Annotated in this window: 21 protein-coding genes; 4 read left to right on the forward strand and 17 right to left on the reverse strand. The window is 43.2% G+C overall.

Going from position 1 to position 26,510, the window contains the following annotated elements:
* Window positions 1-191: 191 nt before the first annotated feature.
* From wecG to trxA, 14 genes are all read right to left on the reverse strand, one after another.
* Window positions 192-944, reverse strand: a complete 753-nt coding sequence (wecG, locus tag M1F05_RS19775; protein ID WP_206083085.1) for a lipopolysaccharide N-acetylmannosaminouronosyltransferase — start codon at window positions 942-944, stop codon at window positions 192-194.
* A 9-nt stretch (window positions 945-953) separates the two neighbouring features.
* Window positions 954-2,309 carry an ECA oligosaccharide polymerase gene (gene wzyE, locus M1F05_RS19780; protein WP_206083083.1) on the reverse strand — a complete coding sequence of 452 codons (1,356 nt, stop codon included), beginning with the start codon at window positions 2,307-2,309 and terminating at the stop codon, window positions 954-956.
* On the reverse strand, window positions 2,306-3,388 hold the full coding sequence (locus M1F05_RS19785) for a TDP-N-acetylfucosamine:lipid II N-acetylfucosaminyltransferase (protein WP_206083082.1): 1,083 nt from the start codon (window positions 3,386-3,388) through the stop codon (window positions 2,306-2,308). Before M1F05_RS19785 ends, wzyE begins: the two co-directional genes overlap by 4 nt.
* The gene (gene wzxE / locus M1F05_RS19790) at window positions 3,385-4,635 is read right to left on the reverse strand and encodes a lipid III flippase WzxE (protein WP_206083081.1); all 1,251 of its coding nucleotides are present in this window, start codon (window positions 4,633-4,635) and stop codon (window positions 3,385-3,387) included. The genes M1F05_RS19785 and wzxE overlap by 4 nt, the downstream gene beginning before the upstream one ends.
* On the reverse strand, window positions 4,635-5,765 hold the full coding sequence (rffA, locus tag M1F05_RS19795) for a dTDP-4-amino-4,6-dideoxygalactose transaminase (RefSeq protein ID WP_206083080.1): 1,131 nt from the start codon (window positions 5,763-5,765) through the stop codon (window positions 4,635-4,637). The genes wzxE and rffA overlap by 1 nt, the downstream gene beginning before the upstream one ends.
* Complete coding sequence (rffC, locus tag M1F05_RS19800) at window positions 5,752-6,492, reverse strand: dTDP-4-amino-4,6-dideoxy-D-galactose acyltransferase (RefSeq protein WP_206083079.1); 741 nt, start codon at window positions 6,490-6,492, stop codon at window positions 5,752-5,754. Before rffC ends, rffA begins: the two co-directional genes overlap by 14 nt.
* Window positions 6,470-7,351 (reverse strand): glucose-1-phosphate thymidylyltransferase RfbA, encoded by an 882-nt coding sequence (gene rfbA, locus M1F05_RS19805; RefSeq protein WP_206083078.1) that lies wholly within the window; start codon window positions 7,349-7,351, stop codon window positions 6,470-6,472. The genes rffC and rfbA overlap by 23 nt, the downstream gene beginning before the upstream one ends.
* Before the next feature lie 8 nt (window positions 7,352-7,359).
* Window positions 7,360-8,427, reverse strand: a complete 1,068-nt coding sequence (gene rffG, locus M1F05_RS19810) for a dTDP-glucose 4,6-dehydratase (protein ID WP_206083077.1) — start codon at window positions 8,425-8,427, stop codon at window positions 7,360-7,362.
* The gene (gene wecC, locus M1F05_RS19815) at window positions 8,424-9,686 is read right to left on the reverse strand and encodes a UDP-N-acetyl-D-mannosamine dehydrogenase (RefSeq protein WP_206083076.1); all 1,263 of its coding nucleotides are present in this window, start codon (window positions 9,684-9,686) and stop codon (window positions 8,424-8,426) included. Before wecC ends, rffG begins: the two co-directional genes overlap by 4 nt.
* Window positions 9,683-10,813: a non-hydrolyzing UDP-N-acetylglucosamine 2-epimerase gene (gene wecB, locus M1F05_RS19820; protein WP_206083074.1), complete on the reverse strand. Its 1,131-nt coding sequence runs from the start codon at window positions 10,811-10,813 to the stop codon at window positions 9,683-9,685. Before wecB ends, wecC begins: the two co-directional genes overlap by 4 nt.
* A 98-nt stretch (window positions 10,814-10,911) precedes the next feature.
* Window positions 10,912-11,970, reverse strand: a complete 1,059-nt coding sequence (wzzE, locus tag M1F05_RS19825; protein ID WP_047755910.1) for an ECA polysaccharide chain length modulation protein — start codon at window positions 11,968-11,970, stop codon at window positions 10,912-10,914.
* Between the two features lie 29 nt (window positions 11,971-11,999).
* Complete coding sequence (wecA, locus tag M1F05_RS19830; protein WP_206083072.1) at window positions 12,000-13,085, reverse strand: UDP-N-acetylglucosamine--undecaprenyl-phosphate N-acetylglucosaminephosphotransferase; 1,086 nt, start codon at window positions 13,083-13,085, stop codon at window positions 12,000-12,002.
* A gap of 533 nt (window positions 13,086-13,618) precedes the next feature.
* Entirely contained in the window at window positions 13,619-14,878 is a 1,260-nt protein-coding gene (gene rho / locus M1F05_RS19835; protein ID WP_206083070.1) for a transcription termination factor Rho, read from the reverse strand.
* Window positions 14,879-15,578: 700 nt separating this feature from the next.
* On the reverse strand, window positions 15,579-15,905 hold the full coding sequence (trxA, locus tag M1F05_RS19840) for a thioredoxin TrxA (protein ID WP_206083068.1): 327 nt from the start codon (window positions 15,903-15,905) through the stop codon (window positions 15,579-15,581).
* A 118-nt stretch (window positions 15,906-16,023) separates the two neighbouring features.
* Between trxA and rhlB the strand changes: the two genes are divergently transcribed.
* Entirely contained in the window at window positions 16,024-17,310 is a 1,287-nt protein-coding gene (gene rhlB, locus M1F05_RS19845; protein ID WP_206083066.1) for an ATP-dependent RNA helicase RhlB, read from the forward strand.
* An 11-nt stretch (window positions 17,311-17,321) separates the two neighbouring features.
* Window positions 17,322-18,827, forward strand: a complete 1,506-nt coding sequence (gene gppA / locus M1F05_RS19850; protein WP_206083064.1) for a guanosine-5'-triphosphate,3'-diphosphate diphosphatase — start codon at window positions 17,322-17,324, stop codon at window positions 18,825-18,827.
* Between the two features lie 46 nt (window positions 18,828-18,873).
* Here the strand turns inward: gppA and rep are convergent, their stop codons facing one another.
* Window positions 18,874-20,901 carry a DNA helicase Rep gene (rep, locus tag M1F05_RS19855; protein ID WP_206083062.1) on the reverse strand — a complete coding sequence of 676 codons (2,028 nt, stop codon included), beginning with the start codon at window positions 20,899-20,901 and terminating at the stop codon, window positions 18,874-18,876.
* Between the two features lie 184 nt (window positions 20,902-21,085).
* Between rep and M1F05_RS19860 the strand changes: the two genes are divergently transcribed.
* Window positions 21,086-21,841: a carbon-nitrogen hydrolase family protein gene (locus M1F05_RS19860; protein WP_206083060.1), complete on the forward strand. Its 756-nt coding sequence runs from the start codon at window positions 21,086-21,088 to the stop codon at window positions 21,839-21,841.
* A 552-nt stretch (window positions 21,842-22,393) separates the two neighbouring features.
* On the opposite strand, the gene ilvC is transcribed toward M1F05_RS19860, so the two are convergent.
* The gene (gene ilvC, locus M1F05_RS19865; protein ID WP_206083059.1) at window positions 22,394-23,869 is read right to left on the reverse strand and encodes a ketol-acid reductoisomerase; all 1,476 of its coding nucleotides are present in this window, start codon (window positions 23,867-23,869) and stop codon (window positions 22,394-22,396) included.
* Between the two features lie 177 nt (window positions 23,870-24,046).
* Between ilvC and ilvY the strand changes: the two genes are divergently transcribed.
* The gene (ilvY, locus tag M1F05_RS19870) at window positions 24,047-24,943 is read left to right on the forward strand and encodes an HTH-type transcriptional activator IlvY (RefSeq protein ID WP_206083058.1); all 897 of its coding nucleotides are present in this window, start codon (window positions 24,047-24,049) and stop codon (window positions 24,941-24,943) included.
* On the opposite strand, the gene ilvA is transcribed toward ilvY, so the two are convergent.
* Window positions 24,935-26,509, reverse strand: a complete 1,575-nt coding sequence (gene ilvA / locus M1F05_RS19875) for a threonine ammonia-lyase, biosynthetic (RefSeq protein WP_206083057.1) — start codon at window positions 26,507-26,509, stop codon at window positions 24,935-24,937. The two genes, ilvY and ilvA, sit on opposite strands and share 9 nt — an antisense overlap.
* Between the last annotated feature and the right edge of the window lies 1 nt (window position 26,510).

Here is a 26,510-nt window from a genome sequence, read left to right on the forward strand (position 1 = left end):
CAAATTATAGAGAAAAACCATGATCTACATTTATTTTTGATGAATTATAGAAATATTTGAGGAAAGAGACCAGCGAATACGCCACTGAGTGATTTTACAATCAGCAAGGAAAGATAAAAAACCTAATAAGTAAACAAAAATAAAGCGGGAAAAATCCCGCTTTATCAATACATTATTACTCAGAAATAAACTTACAGCTTACCGCCATAATAGTAGCCTAAAAACTTCAGTAATTTAAACTGACGAGTAATACGTGAAGGTTGTGATAATAAGCGATATAGCCATTCTAAGCCTAAGTTTTGCCACACTTTCGGAGCACGCTTCACGTGACCTGTAAAAACATCGTAAGTCCCGCCAACACCCATATACAGTGCGTCTGGATGAATAACGCGACAATCACGCATAAAGAGTTCTTGCTTTGGTGACCCCATCGCGACTGTGACAATTTTAGCGCCACTCGCATGAATGCGTTCAAACAAAGCACCACGGTCTTCGGCGGTAAAATAGCCATTTTGCGAACCAACAATGTTCACATTCCACTGAGCGCGCAGTTTACTTTCGGTTTGTTCGAGGATTTCTGGCTTACCACCGACTAAGAATACAGGCGTACCTTCGCGCCCAGCTCTTTCCATCAGTCCTTCCCACAAATCTGCACCTGCAACACGGGAAACCTGAGCTTCTGGGTATTTACGGCGAATGGCGCGCACAATGCTGATCCCGTCTGCGTACAGATATTCAGCTTGGCCTAATAAGGTATTTAACGCGGTGTCTTTCTCCGCAATCATCACTTTTTCCGCATTAATCGCGACCAAAGTACCCGTTTTGGTTTCACCATTCGCAAACAAATAATTCAAAAAGTGGGCCATATCTTTGAAGCCCCAAATATTATGTCCACGAATCGAATACTGAGGAACAGATGAAGATTGAGTTGATGACGGTTCCATGATGCTTCCTTAACGACTTTCACGTTGTTGGCTTCTTAAAAAAGAAGCTGTTTTTGTGCGGATAAGCCCCGCACTTTCAAATAACCAATACAGGAGTTTTGCTAGAATCAGGCATAACCCAAAAATTAAGCAGAAAAAAACCACTCGTGAGACAAAAGAATCGACGCCTTCACGCGCTAATACGATAATGTTAAAAATCGCACCGAAGCAAAATGCCTGCATAATCGCGGCTTTATAGCGGTTTGGCTCTTGCAAACTCATGCCATAAATCCAGTCAAACCACTTAATGATCAACCCCACCGCGATTGCACCGAGCGGAATGAAAATCACCCCACCCATCACCACTAATGAACCAATCAAAGTCGGTGAAATGGCTAATCCAGAATGGTTATTCAGCACTTCCCAAGTGAAGTAGTTCGCCGAGTTTAGTACGGTATCTGGTCGCTCTGGCCATACCCACGATGGGATAAACACATAAAAATCACGAATAATCGGTGCAAGTCCTTGGAAATCCATCTCATCATAATGGCTGAGTAATAAAGCGAGGTTTTCCCATGGCGAGAACGTATCTCGAGTCAGGTATAAGAAAGTGTAATACGCCTCGGAGCCGCTCACATCCAAGCCATAGCGTTTTAATGCCAGCCAGAACATCCCAACAATACTGGCGACACCTGCCGCACCCAGCATCCACAGAGTGATCCACCCCCTGACGATACCGATAAATAAAAATAGTGCGAAAGCGATGATGATATTCGCCCTTGTCCCACCCACAATAACATAGGTTAAAAAACCAAAAGCTACGGTGCTGACAAGGAAGAAAATCCAGCGTTTTTGTGTTGGTCGCAGAAAATACACAATCAGCATGGCAGGAATAAAGAAGTAGAAAAACCGCTTCAATGCGACCCCTGAAACTTGGCTGGAGAAAATTTGGCTGTAGGATTTCAGCTTGAATAGTAAAAAACCGTTCTGCATGAAGAAAATACCTACCGTCACTACCGCAATAGCGATTAATAACATGCAAGTGAGATTGGTTTCGACTTTGTTCATACTAAACAGCGCACGCCGTGAAGTCTCCACTTTGCGCGATAGCCGCGTTTTATAAGCCACGTAATAAATGGCATAAAAACTGGTCGCCGCAAGCTGCGCATACAAGAGATAATCAGCTGTCACAACCGCCACATCAAACTGGAACACTAAGGCGCAGGTTAACGGAAAACCAAAATAAAATGTCAATAAATACAACATTGAAAAGAAAATGTTGAAGTTAAAGCGGACACGTAAAAACTCTTTATAGAGCAAAGTGCCAATAAAGATGATTGATATCAGGTAGACCAACGCTAAGCCACCTAACTCCATTAGCGTCATGCTCGCCCCTCCGCGATACTGAGAATGGTTTTCCACCCCTCAGTAAAGTTTGGAGCAAAAAATTCGATATTAGCTTTATCCAACAAAGCCATTTGACGTTGCGCTTCATCCACCAGCGAGGTCGTCAATTCATCACCATAAAAAAATACAGGCACGTTTTGTGCCGTTAAATCCTGCCAAAACGTATTTTGGCGGCTGATCACAAATGGGATGCCAAATTGAATTAATAAACAAACCGTCCCAACACCTTGCTGGCGATTAAAAATGAAATAGCCGAGATCGCAGGTCTTCAACACGTTAAGATAATCACTGAATTCCATACGCTCTTTAAGGATTTCTACCTGGCCCGCTGCAAATTGGCTATTTGCCGCGTCTTCCACGTGTTGAATATAAACGTGGTTGTTCGCAGGATACCCCATTGGGATAATCACGCGAGCCTTATCACCAAACTGCTGTTTAATCGCAATCAGAGCCTCTACATGGCGATTAGAGCGATCACCTGAGTTACCGAGCAAGATAGTCAATTGCTCGCCTTCACGTGGCTTACGTTCGCTTATCGTTAAAGCAGGATCCATCCGTGTTGGAAAATACAGCACTGAAGCAGGCACTTTCGGGTTCGACTGGTGGAAATAACATAAATCGCCACGCGTCGCACAAACATGCCCAACTTTTTTTTGCGCTAAGCGGCGTAAAACATAAAACAGTTTAAATTTCAGTGAATTGGATTCTTCGTACAGGTCCGCACCCCAGATATGCCACCAAAATTGGTGAGGTTTGATTTGGCCAAATAACAGTGCCAGCCAAATCGGTGCATTAAATTGCCCATGGAAGAAGAAACGGGTACGGCGATCTGCTTTCGCCCGCTTGATCACACTATTTGCAATGGCTTTTTTACTCTCAAAAATATCAATTTCGAGCTGCGGATAAGCGTCAGCAAGCCGCGCATCATCGCTTACGACCATAAAATGCAGTTTTTGTGACGGCGCCATTTCCTGGCTAATTACGCTATTAAAAAACGTCAAAACCGTCTGATTATGGTGTGGGAGATTCGATCCCAGTACATGTATTAAGGTTGTCATGCTCGCCTACGGTAAATCAAAAATACGCAACAACATAAAATAAAGTATACGATATAAGTAGCCATATAGGCCTGTGCCGCACCAACTGCGCCATGCTCAGGAATAAGCCAGTGAGCAAAACCCATCAGCAACACAAATTGACTCACTTCTGTCAGAACATAAAAACGCAATGCGGCTTTGGCTATCACCAAATAACCAAACACATATGCGCCAACTTTCAGGACATCCCCCACCAATTGCCAAGCAAAAAGGTCTCTCATTCCTGTAAACTTCTCAGAAAATAGCAGCCAAATGGCAAAATCACGCAGGAGCCAAACCATAAAACTGGCCACCGCGACAGCGGGTAAGACAAATTTTAATGCTTTGATAATTTCAGATGAAATTTCGCTTTTATGCTGTAAACGGGAAAGTGTTGGCAGCAAATACACTGAAAATGATGCGGTAATAAACTGCAAGTAAGCATCTGAAATGGTGCTAACCCCCGCCCATAACCCGACATCATCCCAACTATAACGCTCCGCCAATAGATTTCGCATCATGATATAAGCAACAGGTAATGTCACTGACGTTAATAGCGCCATAACAGTGAATTTACCTAAATGCGTTGCAATGGCTTTGTCCCACGCGGGTTTAAGCATTGACAGTGCAAATTGTTTACGGCGAATAATCATCAAGCCTGCGGGCAGGACAACTAAGGCTGGTACAAGGGCTAAGCCTGCAAGCGCACCTTCATATCCTCCCAAGGTATAGCACAAATAATAGGCAACAACACCCACTAAGCTCCCTAAAATGATAGCTTGAGCGTTACCCGATGCGTCTCGATAACCTTTTAGGATGGCTAAAAAATAGTTTGCGTAGGCTATCCCCATCTGAATAAAAGCCACAGCATAAATCACAGAGGCGTAATCAGGACTATCAAATAATACCTGACTAATAGCACCACTGAATAATAAGAAAACAATGGCTAACAGCGTTGAAAAGCCGAGGATTAGCGTTGATGATGTCCCTAAAACAGCACGAAGCTTGACGGGGTCTTGATGGTGCTCTGCCACATACTTTGTGACACCATTGAAAATCCCCGCACCAGACAATACACCCAGAACGGTGATCAATTGGCGGAAGTTCCCCGCCAACCCAACACCGCTCGGGCCAAATGCAATCGCCAGTAATTTAACGATAAGCAGGCCTGCCCCGATTTTAATCAGGGTAGACCCAGCAGTCCAAACAGAGGCTCTAGCTAACGACATTAGGCAAAGAACGCCTTAATCTGTTCGATAACTGTTTGTTGTTCTGCATCCGTCATGTTGTAGAACATCGGCAAACGCACCAGTCGGTCACTTTCTTTCGTAGTGTATTTGTCTTCACCATGGAAGCGACCAAACTCCAGCCCCGCAGGACTTGTGTGTAGTGCAACGTAGTGGAACACAGTTAAAATGCCGTGAGATTTCATAAACTCATTGAATTCAGTACGCTCTTCCACATCCTTCAATTTGATGTAGAACATATGGGCGTTGTGCACTAAACCTTCAGGCACAGTCGCTAATACTAAACGGCCTGCATCCGCCAGCGGTTGCAACGCTTCGTAGTAACGTTTCCATAGCAATAAACGGCGTTCGTTGATTTTGTCTGCTTCTTCCAATTGAGCCCACAGGTAAGCCGCTTGTAAATCAGACAACAGGTAGCTTGAACCGATATCACGCCATGTGTATTTATCCACTTGTCCGCGGAAGAATTGGCTACGGTTTGTCCCTTTTTCACGGATCACTTCAGCACGGCTGATTAAGTCTTTATCGTTGATTAACGTCGCGCCACCTTCCCCACCGGAAGAGTAGTTTTTGGTTTCATGAAAGCTGTAACAACCAATGTGGCCAATTGTCCCTAAAGCCTTGCCTTTATAGGTTGACATCACGCCTTGTGCCGCATCTTCAATGACGAATAGGTCATGTTTTTTGGCAATATCCATGATGGTGTCCATTTCACAGGCAACCCCTGCGTAGTGAACAGGCACAATCGCACGCGTACGCTCAGTAATCGCCGCTTCGATTTTCGTTTCATCAATATTCATCGTATCTGGACGGATATCAACGAACACAATTTTCGCGCCGCGCAGAACAAATGCGTTTGAGGTTGATACAAAGGTAAAGCTCGGCATGATCACTTCATCGCCAGGCTTAATATCAATCAGGATTGCCGCCATTTCTAATGACGCGGTGCAAGATGGTGTTAACTGCACTTTTGGGCAATTAAAACGTTTTTCCATCCACTCTTCACAACGTTTTGTGAAACCACCATCACCACACAACTTGCCACTTTCCATGGCTTGTCTCATATACTCTAATTCAGTGCCTACAACGGGTGGTTTATTAAATGGAATCATGTTGTCCCCTGTATAACCAATAGGCGGTACTGGCAATCGCCGCACCGCTACGTGAATAAAGATTTAATGCCGCAACATTGCTGATTTGGGTGGCAACATTTAACTGTCTTTTTTGGTGTTGCACACACCAGTCGAATGCCGCAGACATTAACTTGCGACCTATTCCTCGCCCTTGCGCTTCAGGCACTTTCGCTAAAAGCCCGATGCGTGCAGTATCATCATCAATATGGCGCAAACTCACAAAACCTAAAATGCGGTCAGAGGCGTCTTTGACTAATAAGCAAGTATGGTCAAACGTACCAAGCACGGCTTTTTCTATCCACAACGCGTAAAACCGCCCGCTGTCCCCTTCACGATACCAAGGCGCGCGAAAACGGCTATTACTAAAGACAGAGGCAGCTGCTTGTTGCAGTAAAGGGACGTCATCCACTTGCGCCGCAACGATGCTATCTGCCACCGTTAACCCCGCCTTTAGATAAGCATTTTCTGTGCCAATAGTGAGGGCAAAATCAATTTCACCTTCGACAAATGCAAACCCCATACTGGTTAAGTCATCAATCAATAACGTTTCAGATGCTGCAACCTTGGCTTGGATGATATCGTACGCATCCATTTGATAAGCAAGGACAGTTTCGAGGTTCTCCCCCGAGAAATTTAATTTTGCGGTTGAGCGATGAAAGAAGTCGCTCTCCCACTGCAAACCATCAATACTGGCGCGGACGGACACGGAGTAAATCCTCTAAATATTGCCCATAACCGGTTTTCTTCAGTTGCTGCGCGGAAGCTGCGACTTGTTCGTCGGTTAGCCAACCATTACGCCATGCGATTTCTTCTAAGCAGGCAACTTTAAAACCTTGTCGTTTTTCAACGGTTTGTACAAATGTACCTGCCTCAATCAAGCTGTCGTGGGTGCCCGTATCCAACCAAGCAAAACCACGGCCAAGCAGTTCAACATTTAACTGCCCGCGCTCTAAATACATTTGATTGATAGACGTAATTTCTAATTCACCGCGTTCAGATGGCTTGACTTGCTTAGCAAATTCAACCACTTGAGAGTCGTAGAAATATAACCCTGTTACCGCCCAGTTTGATTTCGGTTTTGTCGGTTTTTCTTCGATAGATAACGCTTTAAAATTATCATCAAATTCCACCACACCAAAGCGCTCTGGGTCCATGACTTGGTAGCCGAATACCGTTGCCCCATGTGAGCGTTCTGCGACTGATTTCAGTTTCGGGCTAAACGAATGACCAAAGAAAATGTTATCCCCTAAGACTAAACAACAGCTATCACCATTGATAAATTCTTCACCAATAATAAAGGCTTGTGCTAATCCATCTGGTGATGGCTGCTCTGCATAACTCAGTTCAATACCAAATTCATGTCCATCCCCCAATAGGCGCTTGAACATCGGTAAATCATCGGGAGTCGAAATAATTAAAATTTCGCGAATACCCGCTAACATCAAGACAGAAAGCGGGTAATAAATCATTGGCTTATCATAGATAGGCAATAATTGTTTAGAAATACCACGGGTAATTGGGTGTAAACGCGTTCCCGATCCCCCCGCTAAAATAATACCTTTCATGGTTTCACCTAATTGCCAAGGCCTAAGCGTTCACCTGCGTAGGAGCCATCTTGTACACGACGCCACCACGTTTCGTTATTCAAATACCACAACACTGTTTTGCGAATACCAGACTCGAAAGTTTCTTCAGGTTTCCAGCCCAATTCACGCTCAATTTTTGCTGCATCAATAGCATAGCGCATGTCGTGACCAGGTCTGTCTTTCACATAAGTAATTAAATCGCGGTAATGTGCTACACCTTGTGGTTTTTGCGGATGCAACTCTTCCAGCAGCTCACAAATGGTTTCAACAACTTCAATATTACGGCGTTCGTTATGCCCACCGATATTGTACGTTGTGCCTGGCTGCGCCGTTGTTGCCACCAAATGTAAAGCGCGTGCATGATCTTCCACAAACAACCAATCACGAATTTGCTCACCTTTGCCATACACTGGCAGTGGTTTGCCCGCTAAGGCGTTTAAAATAATTAAGGGGATCAATTTCTCAGGGAAATGATATGGCCCATAATTATTTGAGCAGTTGGTGATCATCGTTGGCAAACCATAAGTTCTTTGCCACGCACGCACCAAATGGTCGCTGGATGCTTTAGAGGCAGAGTATGGACTGCTTGGCGCATAAGGTGTTGTTTCTGTGAAGAAACCTTCAGGACCATCCAAATCACCGTATACTTCGTCTGTCGAGATGTGGTGGAAACGGAATGCCGCTTTTTTCCCTTCATCTAACACAGACCAATAATGACGCGCGGCTTCTAACAGTGTGTAAGTACCCACAATGTTGGTTTCAATAAAAGCGGCAGGACCGTCAATAGAACGGTCCACGTGGCTTTCCGCCGCCAGATGCATAACAGCATCGGGTTGATATTGAGCAAAAACGTGGTCAAGTGCTTGTCGGTCGCAGATATTCACTTGCTCAAACGCATAGCGTTCACTGCTCGCGACACGCGCGAGGGATTCAAGGTTGCCTGCATAAGTCAGGCAATCAATCACAATCGCACTGTCGTTCGTATTCTCAATAATATGACGCACCACTGCGGAGCCAATAAACCCCGCACCTCCAGTGATTAGAATGCGTTTCAACGCCAGACTCCTTTTGTATCCACAACCCATTTTTGTGGGATTGCTGAACCTTGAATGCCTTTAAAAACATTGTGGTCAACTAACATTAGGATCACATCCGCTTCATTCACCGCTTTTTCAATTGAAACTAATTCAGAAATGCCTTTCAGCGATGTTGGTAACTCTTCGATATGTGGCTCAACCGCATAAGTTTTACCTGGGTTCCAGTTCGCCACCATTTTAGTGATATGCATTGCTGGGCTTTCACGTAAATCATCAATATTCGGTTTAAACGAAAGGCCAAAACACGCAATCGTCACTTCGCTGGCTTTCTTGCCTGTTTCCACTAAGCAATCCGCAACAGCTGCTTTCACTTGATCAACGACCCAAATTGGCTTGCCGTCATTCACTAAACGTGCGGTGTGGATTAAACGTGATTGTTTCGGATTTTGAGCAACAATGAACCATGGGTCAACGGCAATACAGTGACCACCAACACCAGGGCCTGGTTGTAAAATATTCACGCGCGGGTGGCGGTTTGCTAGGCTGATCAGCTCCCACACATTGATATCTTGCTCTGCACAAATTAATGACAATTCGTTCGCAAATGCGATATTAACATCACGGAAGCTGTTTTCCGTTAATTTGCACATTTCTGCGGTTCTTGAATTGGTGATCACGCATTCCCCTTCAAGGAAAATGTTGTATAACTCACTCGCTCGCAGTGAAGACTTCGGTGTCATGCCGCCCACAACACGGTCATTTTTAATTAATTCGACCATCACTTGCCCTGGCAATACACGCTCTGGGCAGTAAGCAATATCAATATCCGCGTCTTCACCCGCTTGATGTGGAAACGTTAAATCTGGGCGAGCTTCCGCCATCCACTGTGCCATTTGCTCCGTTGTACCTACTGGAGAAGTAGACTCAAGGATCACTAAATCACCTTTTTTCAGCACAGGCGCAATCGACTCTGCCGCAGAACGGACATAAGCTAAATCGGGTTCGTGATCACCTTTAAATGGTGTTGGAACAGCAATCAAATAAGCATCGGCAGGCTGTGGCTTTGTAAAAGCTTTCAAATGGCCTTCTTCAACGGCTTTCTTCACCACGATATCAAGTTCAGGTTCCACGATGTGGATTTTCCCTTGATTAATAGTATCCACCGCATGTTGGTTAACATCCACACCGACAACCTGTTTTTTACGTGATGCGAAGGCTGCTGCTGTTGGTAAACCGATATAACCAAGGCCAATAACAGAAATAGTTTCAAAACTCATAATTTCACCTGATTACTTTTTAATGCTGTAAGAATACGCTGACAAGCATGACCATCCCCATACGGGTTATGTGCGCGGCTCATTTCATGATATTCCGCATCATCTGTCAGTAACCGATTAACTTCGTTAACAATTTTTTGTGTATCTGTTCCCACAAGACGAACTGTACCTGCGTCAACGGCTTCAGGTCGCTCAGTGGTATCTCTCATGACTAAAACGGGTTTACCGAGAGAAGGCGCTTCTTCTTGAATTCCCCCTGAATCAGTCAAAATCAAGTAGGCATGATTCATTAAGTAGACAAATGGAAGATATTCTTGAGGGCTAATTAAAATAATATTATCAATATTATGCAAAATACGTTTTACAGGCTCACTCACATTTGGATTCAGATGCACAGGATAAACAACTTGTACATCTGGGTGAGCCTGAGCAATGTCAGCCAATGCGTGGCAAATACGCTCAAAACCGCCACCAAAACTTTCTCGGCGGTGGCCTGTCACTAAAATCATTTTCTTATTAGGGTCAATAAATGGGTAGTTTGCACCCAACTTTTCCATCATGTGCTGGTCGCTCATGACTTTATCTCGCACCCATAACAGCGCATCAATCACGCTATTGCCAGTCACAAAAATGTGGCTATCAGGGATCGATTCTTTTAATAAATTTTGGCGTGAGTTTTCTGTTGGGGCGAAGTGATACATCGCTAAGTGCCCCGCAATTTTGCGGTTAGCTTCTTCAGGCCATGGCGAATAAAGATTCCCCGTACGTAACCCTGCCTCAACATGCCCAACAGGAATACGATGGTAAAACGCAGCGAGGCTCGTTGCCATAGTAGTTGCAGTGTCGCCATGAACAAGAACAACATCAGGCTGGAAATCGGCAAAAACACTTTTCAGCCCTTCAAGAATACGACAGGTAATATCCGTTAAGTCTTGCCCTGGTTTCATAATGTTGAGATCGTAATCGGGTGTGATCTCAAATAATTTCAGTACTTGATCAAGCATTTCACGATGTTGTGCAGTGACACAAACTTTTGCTTCAAAATCAGCATCGTTCGCCAGTGCATGAACTAACGGCGCCATCTTGATGGCTTCTGGTCGAGTGCCGAATACAGTCAATACTTTCACGATGACTCTCTTATATTTATCTTTTGCAGTGTGCTGCTTATTTAAGCTTAATGACTTTATCAAGCCACTGATAAATGTGTCAGTGGCTTATCCCAAAATCAAGATGGACGGCGGCGAGAAAGTACCACTCCGGCACCCACTAATAACCCTATAGCGCCCCATAGAACCATCATAAAGGCTCGACGTGGGCTATCACGTTTGACAGGATCTTCAGGCGTACGCAAATAACGGTAAGCTTGAAAATTATCTTGGAGAGTAGGCCCAACGCTTAATGTTGATAACATTGCGATGTTTTGGTCATAATCTGAGTCATGATCTGGGCCCGTTGCTTTTAATGTTTCAATTTGTGCCTGTAATAATGGGGCACCTAACATAAACATTTTAGAATCAGGGATTTCATCGACTGGTGTTGCGCTTTGATTACGCACAATACCTTGTTTTTCAGCAACTTTTAGTGCTTGTTCCAACGCGTTTAATCGTCTTTCATAAGCGGCGGTTGCCACCATGTCTTCACGTTTAACCAACGCTTTCATTGATTGCATTTTAGTTGCCCAAGTGCCTTTAATTTCATCATTCAGATTCGCGGTTGCACGTTGATTCGCAAATTGCGTGTATTGGCGTAACAACTGGTTTGCGTCTGTTGATGTTTCAGCCACTAATTTAATACTATCCGTTAGATTTTTCACTTCATCAGCGGGTGTAAACTCAATATCATTGATGAGCTCATCCAATAATGCAGCATCCGCTTTTGGATCATTTTCTAACCGTTGCTTGTAATAATCTGTGCTCAACCAAAATTGGCGGCGGGTATCGTAAGAACCGAGTTGCTTAGTAAACTCTTGATAAGCTTCTTTTGCAATTGTCGGCAATTGCCCTTCTTGCCCAGTACTATTAATACGGGAATCGAGGTTGCGCAGAAACTGTTGCTGAGAGTAATAACTTCCCAAATTATTTACAGTTGGTAAATCCGTAATCGCTGTCGCACTCCATTTGGGCTGCATAAAATAGGATGCTCCCAATGCAATTGCCGCAAAAATCACGGCAAATGCAACGATCCAAACTTTTCCTTGCCACAAGGAGCGGCATAAACCGCGGATATCCAACTCTGGCTCTATTGGTGTTTGATGCTGACTCGGTTGTGTTTCTGAGTTATTCACTGCACAGAACCTCTATTTTCGTTTTTTCGTTACCGTACTGCACCCCTGCGCGCTTTGCGTCGAACTCGTTTAATAAAACGGGCGACTTTCCAAGCTCGTTTGATGCAATAACCATACATCATAAATACAAGCAAAAATAATGCCAACATTACCCATTCTGGTACAAATGCTAAGCGTTCACCGATAATACCAATGCAAGCTAAAAATGCGGCTGACAACGTAATCAGAACAAAAGCCCCTTTTGGTGTAAAACCTGAGCGCATAATCAAATGATGAATGTGCTGACGGTCTGGAGAAAACGGACTCATTCCCTTACGGATTCGACGATACATAATTGCAACCATATCCATCAGAGGGATTGCGATAATCCACAGTGCCGTAACTGGGTTGATTGGGTGAACCTCTTCCTGTGTTGAAGCCACCAAAATCCAAATAATCGTAAACCCAATTAAAGTACTTCCCGCATCCCCCATAAAGACTTTAAATCGACGGCCTAATACACCTAAATTTAAAAGGATATAAGGAAGAATAGCTGCAATAAAAGCAAAACACCAAAATGCTAATGCATAGTTACCATTTTGATACAGTAAGAAACCTAGTGCTCCAAAGGAAACAGAAGAAAGCCCGCCAAGTAACCCATCAATACCATCCACCATATTAAAGGCATTTATCGCCGCCCATACTGCAAATAAAGTGACAATATAACCAAACGGACCCAATACTAATTCCCACGGGCCAAAAGCATGACCCAATGATTCCAGTTTAAGCCCTGCAGCTGTCATCATAACGACCGCGACAATCGCCTGAACCCCTGCTCTTAACTTCACGCTAATATCAAATCGGTCATCTAATGCACCGATAAAAACCAATAACCCAGCACTCGCAATGTATAACCACTTATGAGGGATATATTCCTCTGTGATATAAAATGCAAAACAGATCCCAAAGAAAACGGATATTCCCCCAACAAGAGGAATAAGCCCTACGTGTTTCTTTCTGAAGTTAGGCTTATCAACTAACCCGATTTTTATCGCAACGATACGGGCGAAGAAAATAAAAACTAACGAAAACAAGAAGACGTAGAAGAGGTTGGTTACAAAGTGTATGGTGTCCACTGTTTGACTCTCTTAATATTTTTATTTAACTATCAATACTAAACTTTTATTGGCGAATGCCGATAAAAATGCAATCGCTACTGCATTATCATCTCAGTAATAAAATCTACTATAAGACGAATCTATATTCATAAAGAGATAACTGTAACATTATTAAAAAACACACTTTATTCGTGTTGCTCATTCAATAATGGAATCTGACACATTTTATACTTAATAGCTGCAAGATGCATGCCATAAAAGCAATACACTGAAATAGTGTTAATCAATTAGTAGCCTTCACGACACCCCACATCTTTTAATAAACCAAAAAACTAATTTCAGTCAAAATAGTAAACCTGATAAACAGCATTGAATTACTCCAACAATACTTATTATCAATACTCTCATCTTAAAATTAGATACTAATCTATCAAATTAATATGAGTGATGGATTTTCAAAAAGATTTTAATTCAAATATATCATGATGTGATATACGCACAAAAAAAGGTGCCATGTAGGCACCTTTCGTTGAAGCTAGAAACCAAAACAACTAAGCTCTCTTCATAAAATCAAAGAACTCTTCGTTAGTTTTTGCCATTGCGAGCTTACTAATGAGGAATTCCATCGCATCAATCTCACCCATTGGATGAATAATTTTACGTAGGATCCACATTTTTTGCAGTTCGTCTTGTGAAGTAAGTAATTCTTCTTTACGCGTACCAGAACGATTGTAATCAATCGCTGGGAATACACGTTTTTCCGCAATTTTACGAGAAAGGTGCAGTTCCATATTACCTGTACCTTTAAACTCCTCGTAAATAACTTCATCCATTTTCGAACCTGTATCAACCAGTGCAGTTGCAATGATTGTCAGGCTTCCACCTTCTTCGACATTACGGGCAGCACCGAAGAAACGTTTAGGACGATGTAAGGCGTTTGCGTCCACACCACCTGTTAAAACTTTACCAGATGAAGGAACCACGGTGTTATACGCACGAGCAAGACGTGTAATGGAGTCGAGTAAGATAATGACGTCTTTTTTATGTTCAACCAGACGTTTTGCTTTCTCGATAACCATTTCAGCCACTTGAACGTGACGCGCAGCTGGCTCATCAAAAGTAGAAGCGATAACTTCACCTTTAACTAAGCGCTGCATTTCTGTTACTTCTTCAGGACGCTCATCGATCAACAGAACCATCAGAACGCAATCTGGATAATTGTGTGCAATGTTAGCGGCAATATTTTGCAGCAACATCGTTTTACCTGCTTTTGGCGGAGCAACAATCAGCCCACGTTGACCACGGCCAATTGGTGCAGCTAAGTCTAAAACTCGCGCCGTTAAATCTTCTGTTGAACCGTTACCACGTTCCATGCGAAGACGACTATTTGCATGTAATGGTGTTAAGTTTTCGAAAAGGATTTTACTACGTGCGTTTTCAGGTTTGTCGAAGTTAACTTCATTGACTTTCAGGAGAGCAAAATAACGTTCGCCTTCTTTAGGAGGTCGAATTTTTCCTGAAATGGTGTCACCTGTACGTAGGTTAAAACGGCGGATTTGGCTAGGAGAAACATAGATATCATCGGGACCTGCGAGGTAAGAACTGTCTGCGGAACGGAGGAAACCAAATCCATCCTGCAATATTTCCAGTACGCCATCGCCGAAAATATCTTCACCACTTTTCGCATGCTGCTTCAAAATGGAAAAAATAATATCCTGCTTTCTCATACGGGCTAAGTTCTCTAGCCCCATATTTTCGCCTAACGTAATCAATTCTGATACTGGCGTATTTTTTAATTCGGTAAGATTCATAATGGTGGGTTCTTTAACTCGGGGTAATTCTCGAACTATGAACGTTAATTGACGGCAACTTATTTATTAAGTGCCAGTTTAACTTAACTGCCCTGTTGGTAGCCAACTCAATAAAGCCAACAACAATGCATAAAAATTTGTGCTAGCCACTGCTAAATCTGTTTTAACATATGACCATAGCTCATCTGAACGATGTTTGGCATATTATTAGAAACACACACAACATTAGCAATAGTTTTTTGTACATTTAGGACAACATCTATCCCAAGATCGCAAATTTAGGTTCAGCTTCGCATTTAAAAACACATTCCCTGCACACTAAATTTTTCCCGATACGTTTTTACATCCGAAGACTTAACAACGTCTTATGTCATACTACTGCTTATGCACTATCTTTAAGGTATATGAAAAATTCATGTGAAACAACAATATTGAATCTAGCGGGTGCTTAACTCAATGTCTATGTTCTCAGTTTTCATATTTAAAATCATTGTGCCATTAGTTTTGATAATCAAAAATCATTAAAATACTGAACTAACTAGCTTGATATATAAGATAAGAGCAATGGAATACAGAGTAATTCATACGGGTGCTACACGAGGAATAGTGATAACTTATCATGCTTAGATGAGGACGTCTAGCGACTCTCTTGATAAAATAGATACGCCGCTAAACGTTTTAGATCACATATAACGATAACTTACAGATTTTCGTCTAGAAATTCTTTCAGTTGCGTTTTAGATAATGCACCAACTTTTGTCGCTGCTACACTACCATTTTTGAATAATAATAATGTCGGGATACCACGAATTCCGTATTTTGGAGCAGTAGCCGGATTATCATCAATATTCAGTTTTGCGATGGTCAATTTGCCTGTATATTCTTCAGCAACTTCATCAAGAATAGGCGCGATCATTTTACAAGGACCACACCATGCTGCCCAGAAATCGACGAGAACAGGTGAATTTGATTTCAGAACTGCAGTTTCAAAGCTTGCATCAGTTATATGTATAATTTTGTCGCTCATGTTGTACTCCAAAGAATCATCTTTTTGCAGACTTAGTGTAACATTATTGGCAGCAGTATGCTTTATTTCAAAAGATACACTTTCGTAAACCAACCGTTAACTGATATTCTAACATACTATGAGTAAAGCACACTTGACAGAAAAGAAGTTTTCCGACTTCGCATTGCACCCTAAAGTCATTGAAGCTCTGAACAAGAAAGGCTTCAATTATTGCACGCCTATACAGGCGTCAACATTGCCTTTCACTGTCGAAGGCAAAGACGTTGCGGGACAAGCGCAAACAGGTACAGGTAAAACGTTAGCATTCTTAACGTCAACGTTTCATTATCTATTAACTCACCCTGCTATTGAAGGGAAAAAAGCGAATCAGCCACGTGCACTCATGATGGCACCGACTCGTGAACTCGCTGTTCAGATTTACTCTGATGCCAAAGAGTTGGCAGAATATACGGGTCTGAAAATGGGGCTCGCTTATGGTGGCGATGGCTACGATGAACAGCTAAAAGTGTTACAAAACGGTGTCGATATCCTCATAGGAACGACTGGCCGTCTTATTGACTATGCGAAACAAGGCCATGTAGATTTAGCCGCCATTCAAGTCGTTGTACTTGATGAAGCTGACCGCATGTACGACCTTGGTTTTATTAAAGATATTCGTTGGTTATTCCGTCGTATGCCAGAGGCCGCTGACAGACTAAATCTGTTATTTTCTGCCACACTGTCTTATCGCGTGAGAGAACTCGCCTTTGAGCAAATGAATAACCCTGAATATGTTGAAGTTGAGCCTTTACAAAAAACGGGCCATCGCATTAAAGAAGAGCTTTTTTATCCTTCAAATGAAGAAAAAATGCGTTTACTTCAGACTCTTCTCGAAGAAGAGTGGCCTGAGCGTTGCATCATTTTCGCCAATACTAAGCACCGTTGTGATGACATTTGGGCACATTTAGCGGCCGATGGTCACCGTGTTGGCTTACTGACTGGCGATGTGGCACAGAAAAAACGTTTACGTATTTTAGAACAATTTACACAGGGCCAACTAGATATTTTAGTGGCAACGGACGTCGCTGCACGTGGATTACATATTCCATCAGTGACCCACGTCTTTAACTACGATTTACCTGACGACTGTGAAGATTACGTTCACCGTATAGGCCGCACTGGCCGTGCAGGGGAAAGTGGTAATTCAATTAGCCTAGCTTGTGAAGAATATGCTCTTAACTTGCCTGCAATCGAAGAATACATTCAACATTCGATTCCAGTGAGTAAATATAACAGCGATGCATTATTAAGTGACTTACCCGCACCTAAACGTCGTCATCGCCCACGCCCTGGAGGCCAGCGCCGCAATTCAAATGCACCGCGCCGCCACAATGGTCCGCGTAATAACCATAAACGTCCAGGCTGAGTAAAAACGCTATGCTGAAATCTTCTTCTCTTTATGCTGCTATCGATTTAGGTTCTAACAGTTTTCACATGCTTGTCGTACGTGAAACCGCTGGCAGCATACAGGTTATTTCTAGGGTTAAACGAAAAGTCCGTCTTGCTGCTGGGTTAGATAAAAACAATCACCTTTCTGAACAAGCGATGGAACGTGGTTGGCAATGTCTACGACTTTTTTCGGAACATCTACAAGATATTCCGACAACACAAATTCGTGTGGTCGCGACTGCAACACTACGCTTAGCGAAAAATGCCGATATTTTCATCGAAAAAGCCAGCAATATCCTAGGAAATCCCGTTAAAGTCATTCAAGGGGAAGAAGAAGCCCGCTTAATTTATCAAGGTGTTGCACATACGACAGGCGGCCCCGACCAACGCTTGGTGGTGGATATTGGAGGGGGAAGCACTGAACTTGTAACAGGAACTGGCGCAAAAGCACAGCAGCTCTATAGCCTTGAGATGGGCTGTGTGACATGGCTTGAGCGCTATTTCAGTGATAGAAGCTTAACAGAAGACAATTTTTCAGCCGCACAAGCAGCAGCAAGGAAGGTTATCGAACCCGTTGCCGATACCTTAAAAGCTCACGGCTGGAAAATCTGCGTTGGCGCATCAGGTACTGTACAAGCAATCCAAGAAATTATGATTGCACAAGGCATGGATGAACTTATTACATTGCCTAAATTGCAGCAACTAAAACGCAAAGCCATTCAATGCCAAAAACTTGAAGAGCTTGAAATTGAAGGTTTAACCTTCGAGCGTGCTTTAGTATTTCCAAGCGGCTTATCCATTTTAATTGCCATTTTTGAAGCGCTAGATATTGATAGTATGACACTTGCAGGCGGTGCTCTACGTGAAGGGCTCGTTTATGGCATGTTAGAACTGCCGATTGAGCAAGATATTCGCGCTCGCACTGTACGCAATATCCAGCGTCGTTTCCAAGTCGATATCGAACAAGCTAGCCGCGTTCGTCAGTTAGCCGAATATTTTTATCTGCAAGTGGCGAAAGATTGGCAACTCGATACCCGCTGTCGTGATTTATTATCAAGCGCATGTGCGTTGCATGAAATTGGCCTAAGTGTTGATTTTCGCAAAGGCTCTGAACATGCCAGCTATTTGATCACTCACTTGGATTTACCTGGCTATACCCCTGCACAAAAACGGCTATTGGCGGCTTTATTAAAAAATCAACAAGGCCCCGTCGATTTAGCGCCGCTTAGCCAACAAAATGCACTACCGATGCAACAAGCCTATTGTTTGTGCCGTTTACTTAGATTAGCCATTATTTTTGCAAGCCGACGACGTGATGACACATTGCCTGCTTTAAGATTAAATGCAAATGCAGATAGACTCACGATTGTGTTGCCATATCGCTGGTTATCTGAACATCCACTGCGAGCAGAAAACCTGCAACAGGAAGTGCAATGGCAAGGTTATGTAAATTGGATGCTAGAATTAGAAGAACGTAACAGTTCAAATTGTTAATTATTTCCACACTAGAGTCACTCTAGTGTGGAACCTCAATAAATGATTATGGCTCGCTTTTCTTATTTAGTCCTAAACGCGCCTTGATATCAGCTAGTGCGGATTGCCCCTTTTGCATACGCTCTTCGGCACTTACCACTTTTCGCTGTTGCTCCCATTCAAGGTCATCTTGCGGTAATTCAAGTAGGAAACGGCTAAGCTCAGGTCGAATTAATTCGCCATATTGACGGCGCTCACGGCAATGAGTGAAAAACAACTCTCTTTGTGCTCGAGTGATCCCCACATACGCTAAGCGACGCTCTTCATCAATATTGTTTTCGTCAATACTGCTTTGATGAGGCAGTAACCCTTCTTCCATACCGACTAAAAAAACATAAGGAAATTCAAGGCCTTTTGATGCATGCAATGTCATTAACTGAACTTGATCTGATTCTTCGTCATCTTCGCCACGCTCCATCATATCGCGTAATGTAAAACGCGTGACTACTTGGCCAAGCGTCATCGGGTCGTTTAGTTCATCCCCCTCAACCATTTCACTCATCCATGTAAATAATTGGTTGACGTTTTTCATACGCATTTCAGCAGCTTTAGTGCTGGTTGATGTTTCATACAACCAACTTTCGTAATCCATTTCACGCAGTAAATCACGCACCGCAATCAACGGCTCCCGCTCTGATGTTCGAACAATACTGTCCATCCACTGGGTAAACCGTTGTAATGCCTCTAATCCTTTTCCTTTTAGGGTTTGCTCTAGCCCTAAATCAAAACTGGCTTGATATAAGCTTTTTCCCCGTTGGTTCGCCCATTCCCCTAGCTTTTGAATCGTTTTTGGGCCAATTTCCCGACGTGGGGTATTCACAATACGCAAAAAAGCACTGTCATCTTCAGGGTTAGTCAACACTCGTAAATAAGCCAGTAAGTCTTTAATCTCAGGACGTGAGAAAAATGAAGTACCGCCAGAGATACGATATGGAATACGGTTTTGCATCAACATTTTTTCAAAAATGCGCGACTGGTGATTACCTCGATATAAAATCGCATAATCTTTGTATTCCGTTTTGTTGATAAAGTGATGGGCAATGAGCTCACCAATCACCCGCTCTGCTTCATGATCTTCATTGTTTGCCGTTAAAACTTTTAACGGCGCACCGTAGCCTAGCTCTGAGAAGAGTTTCTTTTCAAATACATGAGGGTTATTTGCAATTAGGATATTCGCCGCTTTTAATATTCGGCCTGAAGAGCGGTAATTTTGCTCAAGCTTAATCACGTTCAACTTAGGAAAATCTTGACTAAGTAGCACCAAGTTTTGCGGCCTTGCGCCACGCCATGAATAAATAGATTGGTCATCATCCCCAACCACCGTAAAGCGAGCGCGTTGTCCCACTAGCAACTTAACAAGTTGGTATTGACTGGTATTGGTATCTTGGTATTCATCCACCAGCAAATAACGAATTTTTTGCTGCCAGCGCTCTCGCACTTCTTCATTTTGGTATAATAAAAGCGTTGGCTTACTGATTAAATCATCAAAATCCAATACGTTGCAGCTTTTTAGGTGTAATTCATAACGACGGTAACACTCTGCAAAATGCTGTTCTTTTTCCGTTCGTGCCTGCCCAACAACTTGTTGTGGTGAGATCAGATCGTTTTTCCAGTTTGAGATCGAAGAGATCAACTGCTGTAGCAGATCTTTGTCTTCTTCAAGTAAATCAAACGTCAGTTCTTTAAGTAATGCCATTTGGTCTTGGTCATCAAACAGCGAAAAATTGGCTTTAATACCCAATGCTTTATATTCACGCTTAATAATTTCCAAACCTAATGTATGGAAGGTTGAAATGATGAGCCCACGCGCTTCTTTTTTACCTAATGTTTGTGCCACACGCTCTTTCATTTCCCGCGCGGCTTTATTGGTAAAAGTGACAGCAGCAATTTGCCGTGGTTGATAACCACATTGGCGGATCAAGTGTGCAATTTTGTTGGTAATAACACGGGTTTTACCTGATCCAGCCCCTGCCAATACAAGGCAAGGGCCATCGACAAATTCAACTGCCTGTTGCTGGCCTGGGTTTAATCGCATGGGAACTCTTTCATACAAAGAAGACTGAAAAACGCATTATAGCAGAAACACCATAAAGTCTTGAGCAGTTACTATAATGAGAATTTTAGTGCTCCCTATAGCCAGCATATTCCTGGTTGTGTATTTTTAGTTTTATACACATATAATTACTTTTCTGCTCATTACATCTGTTAAGGAATATTTGGTGCAAAACGATTTCATCATTGCCGCTGCGCAATTTGCTCCCATCAATGGAAATGTTAATAGTAATATCCAAATCCACCAACGGCTCATCACTCAAGCAATCAAAAATCAGGTTAATGTCATTATTTTTCCTGAATTATCTTTAACAGGCTATGAACATGATGTCGCACAAAAATTAGCCTTCACTGACAATGACTCAAGGCTAGAAGCACTACGTATACTCGCTGATCAATACAATATAACGATTATTGCCGGTGCACCGATTAATATAGGAAAAGATCAGCCGCAAATAGGGTTATTCGTACTTTCTCCTCATCAAGCTACTTTCCACTACAGCAAAATTTATCTACACCCAGGGGAAGACAAATACTACACGCCAGGTACAGCTATATGCACTTTTGATTGTCAAGGAAACCAGCTAGGACTCGCAATATGTGCAGATACTAATCATGAAAAGCACACCGATGATACCATCAATCAAGGCGCCTCTTTTTACTTAAGCTCTGTATTGATTACAGCCAATGGCTATGACGCTGACACGAAAAAATTACAAAATTACGCTAAAAACCATCAGGTTCCTGTCATTATGGCAAACTATTGCGGCGTATCTGGTTCATTCCTCGGCACAGGAAGAAGTGCTATTTGGGATAACCATGGCATATTAATGGCTGAAGCCAGCGAGACTCAAGAGTCACTCATTATCGCCAACTTCAATCCAACTAACACGTACGCTCAAGTTATTTCCTCAAAGATCTAATTAAAGAAACTACACTATTCACCAGAATAATGTCGCTATATTAAAAATATATTTTCCTAAGCTATTACTATAGACAATATGATGATTATCCAAAGCATTTCGCGTTCTAGGTAGGAAGCAAATAAGATTATCCCAAGGAGCATACATGAGTATGTGACTTGGGTAACCGAGTATAGCCAACGCACCCGCCCTATTTTTTCAGCTTGAATACAATAAAAAACAAAAAACCGCATAACACTTTGTTATACGGCTTTCATTAAAAAATTTTTGCATTGTTCTTTTTCTAAGCTATTCGTGTTAGAGGAAGGCGGCAAAGGAGGTTATCCCAATGCACCCGCCCTATTTTTTCAGCCTGAATACAATAAAAAACAAAAAGCCGCATAACACTTTGTTATACGGCTTTCATTAAAAAATTTTTGCATTGTTCTTTTTCTAAGCTATTCGTGTTAGAGGAAGGCGGCAAAGGAGGTTATCCCAAGGAGCATACATGAGTATGTGACTTGGGTAACCGAGTGTAGCCAACGCACCTATCACGCGAAGAGTGACGAAAAATTAACTTCCAACTGAAATCTTCTTCATATCCGTCATATAACCACGTAACGTCTTACCGATTTTCTCGATAGGATGATTACGGATTGCTTCATTGATATCACGTAACTGCGCGTTGTCTGTGCCATTATCAGCAACTGGCTTCGCTAAATCGCCCGCTTGTAATTTGGTCATGAAGTCTTTCAGCATCGGCACAGCTGCAAATGAGAACAGGTAGTTACCGTATTCCGCCGTGTCTGAAATAACCACGTTCATTTCATATAAACGCTTACGCGCAATGGTGTTCGCAATCAGTGGCAGTTCATGCAGAGACTCGTAGTATGCTGATTCCTCTAAGATACCCGCTTCTAACATCGTATCGAACGCCAGCTCAACACCCGCTTTAACCATCGCAACTAACAGAACGCCATGGTCAAAATATTCTTGTTCTGCAATTTTGCCTGCATATTCAGGGTAATTTTCGAATGCTGTTTTGCCTGTCTCTTCACGCCATGTCAGCAAGTTTTTATCGTCATTTGCCCAGTCAGCCATCATTGTTGATGAGAACTCACCTGAAATAATGTCATCCATGTGTTTTTGGAACAGTGGTGCCATGATGGTTTTCAGTTGCTCAGACAACGCATATGCGCGGACTTTCGCAGGGTTAGATAAACGATCCATCATCAGCGTGATACCACCTTGTTTCAGCGCTTCTGTGATAGTCTCCCAACCAAATTGAATCAATTTACCGGCATAGCCTGGCTCAACACCGTCTGCAACCATTTTGTCGTAGCTCAGTAATGCACCTGCTTGCAACATACCACACAGAATGGTTTGCTCACCCATCAGGTCAGACTTAACTTCCGCAACAAATGAGGATTCCAGAACACCTGCACGATGGCCACCTGTGGCAGCCGCCCATGCTTTAGCAATCGCCATCCCCTCGCCTTTCGGGTCATTTTCTGGGTGAACAGCAATCAGAGTTGGAACCCCGAAACCACGTTTGTATTCTTCACGAACTTCCGTACCTGGGCATTTTGGTGCAACCATCACAACAGTAATATCTTTACGGATTTCTTCACCAACCTCAACAATGTTGAAACCGTGTGAATAACCCAGTGCTGCACCTTGTTTCATCATAGGCTGAACAGCACGAACAACGGTAGAGTGTTGTTTGTCTGGCGTTAAGTTAACAACTAAGTCTGCCGTTGGGATCAATTCTTCATACGTACCCACTTTAAAGCCATTTTCAGTGGCTTTGCGCCATGAAGCACGTTTTTCACTAATCGCTTCTGCGCGTAATGCATAAGCGATATCTAAACCAGAGTCACGCATGTTCAGGCCTTGGTTCAGACCTTGTGCACCACAACCGACGATGACGATTTTTTTCCCTTTCAGGTAGCCAGCTTCGTCCGCAAATTCTTCACGTTTCATAAAGCGGCACTTGCCTAACTGAGCTAACTGCTCACGCAAATTCAATGTGTTAAAATAATTCGCCATTGTCATACTCCATTGTTCTGTTGTGTTCGTTATGTCAGGCAATCAATTTGCCTGTCGCTTATTTTTAAGCGTTTATGGATTTACTATATGCGATGTTTCGCATTGCTTAAATTGATATATTAACAATACAATGTTGCAATATTCGCAACGTAGTTAATGACTTTATCCGAGGGCAAAATGGATATTCGTGATCTGAAACTTTTTTTGCATTTAGCACAGAGCTGCCACTTTGGCCGTACCTCTAAAGCCATGCATGTCAGCCCTTCAACGCTGTCTCGACAAATCCAGCGCCTAGAAGAGCAATTGGGTCACCCATTATTTGTCCGTGATAATCGTTCGGTAAAACTCACACAAGCAGGGGAGCACCTAAAACAATTTGCCCAGCAAACTTTGTTGCAATATCAGCAACTGCAGCATGCCCTTAACCAACAAAGCCCATCTCTCAGTGGTGAGTTGCATCTTTTTTGCTCAGTCACTGCCGCATACAGTCATTTACCACAAGTTTTAGATAAATTCCGTGCTTTGCACCCATTAGTCGAAATAAAGCTCACCACTGGCGATGCCGCGGATGCGGTAGAAAAAGTGGAAACCCATGAGGCAGACCTTGGTATTGCAGGCAAACCTGAGCGTTTACCCGACAATGTGCGTTTCACAAAAATTGGTGAAATCCCATTGGTGCTCATTGCACCATCACTGCCTTGTGCTGTACGTTCGATGGTGACTGAAGCAGAACCTGATTGGTCAACGGTACCGTTTATCCTGCCAGAACATGGCCCATCACGAAAACGTATCGAATTATGGTTTCGCCGCCATCACATCAATAACCCTGTGATTTACGCCACAGTGTCTGGCCATGAAGCGATTGTATCTATGGTTGCACTTGGTTGTGGTATCGCGTTGATCCCAAGTGTCGTTGTGGATAATAGTCCTGAGCCTGTCCGTAGCCGTATCTCACAGCTCGACAATATTTCAATGGTGGAACCCTTCGAACTCGGCGTTTGCCTATTAAGCAAACGCCTAAGTGAGCCGCTAATTAAAGCATTTTGGGAGCTACTCCCAGACAACTCAATCTAAGGTTTTTTGACTATCTTGTGGCGCTAGGAAAAAACGAAAAGAAGGATTGCCCGTCTCGTCGTGGTACTCGTATCCTAGTGCATCAAGGTGCCTATCAAAGCGCACTTCTGGCCCCGCAAGTTCAAATGCCGCCAGCACTCGTCCATAATCCGTGCCATGGCTGCGGTAATGAAAAAGCGTAATATTCCAGTGGGTTCCAAGCGTCTCTAAAAATCGCAGTAACGCTCCTGGAGACTCTGGAAATTCAAAGCTATACAGTCTTTCATCTAACGGTTTAGATGGTCGACCGCCAATCATGTAACGTACATGAAGCTTCGCCATTTCATCATCAGATAAATCATCAACATCATAGCCATTGCTTCTGAGTTCTTGGATAATTTCTTCACGTTCACCATCACGACCACTTAAGCGCACCCCAACGAAAATACAGGCACGATCAGGGTCTACATCCGTATAACGGTAATTAAACTCCGTGATTGCGCGGTGGCCTAATAGCTGGCAAAAGCGTAAGAAACTGCCTTTTTCCTCAGGGATCGTCACCGCCAACAGCGCTTCGCGTTGTTCTCCAATCTCACAGCGCTCAGATACATAACGCAGCCCATGGAAATTCATGTTCGCACCAGACAAAATATGCGCTAAACGCTCACCTTTGATGTTATGTTGTTGGACATATTTTTTCAGCCCTGCCAGTGCTAAAGCGCCTGATGGTTCTGCAATTGCGCGAACATCTTCAAAAATATCTTTCAGTGCTGCACAGATAGAGTCGCTATCCACAGTGATGACATCATCGACATATTGTTGGCACAATCTAAACGTTTCATCACCAATACGTTTAACTGCGACACCTTCCGCAAATAACCCGACACGAGGTAAATCAACGGGGTGACCCGCTTCTAACGCCGCTTTCAAACACGCTGCATCTTCCGCTTCGACACCAATGATTTTAATTTCAGGCATTAATTGTTTGATGATAACCGCCACACCCGCGATTAAACCGCCCCCGCCAACAGGGATGAAAATACGGTCGAGATGCACGTCTTGCTGTAATAATTCCAGCGCAATAGTGGCTTGCCCAGCAATTACCGATGGGTGATCAAAAGGCGGGACAAAGGTATATCCCTCTTCTGCCGCCATCGTGATCGCTTTCGCTTTTGCTTCATCAAAGTTTGCACCGTGTAAAATGGCTTCACCACCAAAGCTACGAACTGCATCCACTTTGATATCTGCGGTTGCCACTGGCATGACAATTTTGGCTTTAACACCCACACGGCTTGCCGACAGGGCGACACCTTGAGCATGATTCCCCGCTGATGCCGTCACAACGCCTTTGGCTTTCTGCTCTTCCGTTAACGTTGCGATCATGGCGTAAGCCCCACGTAACTTAAAACTGTGTACAGGCTGCCTGTCTTCACGTTTAACTAAAATTGTATTGCCTAAACGTGCAGATAATTTATCCATTTGCTGAAGCGGCGTAACTTGAGCCGCTTCATAGACTGGCGCACTCAGCGCCGCCTTTAAATAATCAGCACTTGTAGGTGCTGCGGGTAATGGTTTTGCCGCTGCCACA

Source organism: Providencia sp. PROV252 (assembly GCF_033676005.1).
Taxonomy (GTDB): Bacteria; Pseudomonadota; Gammaproteobacteria; order Enterobacterales; family Enterobacteriaceae; genus Providencia; species Providencia vermicola.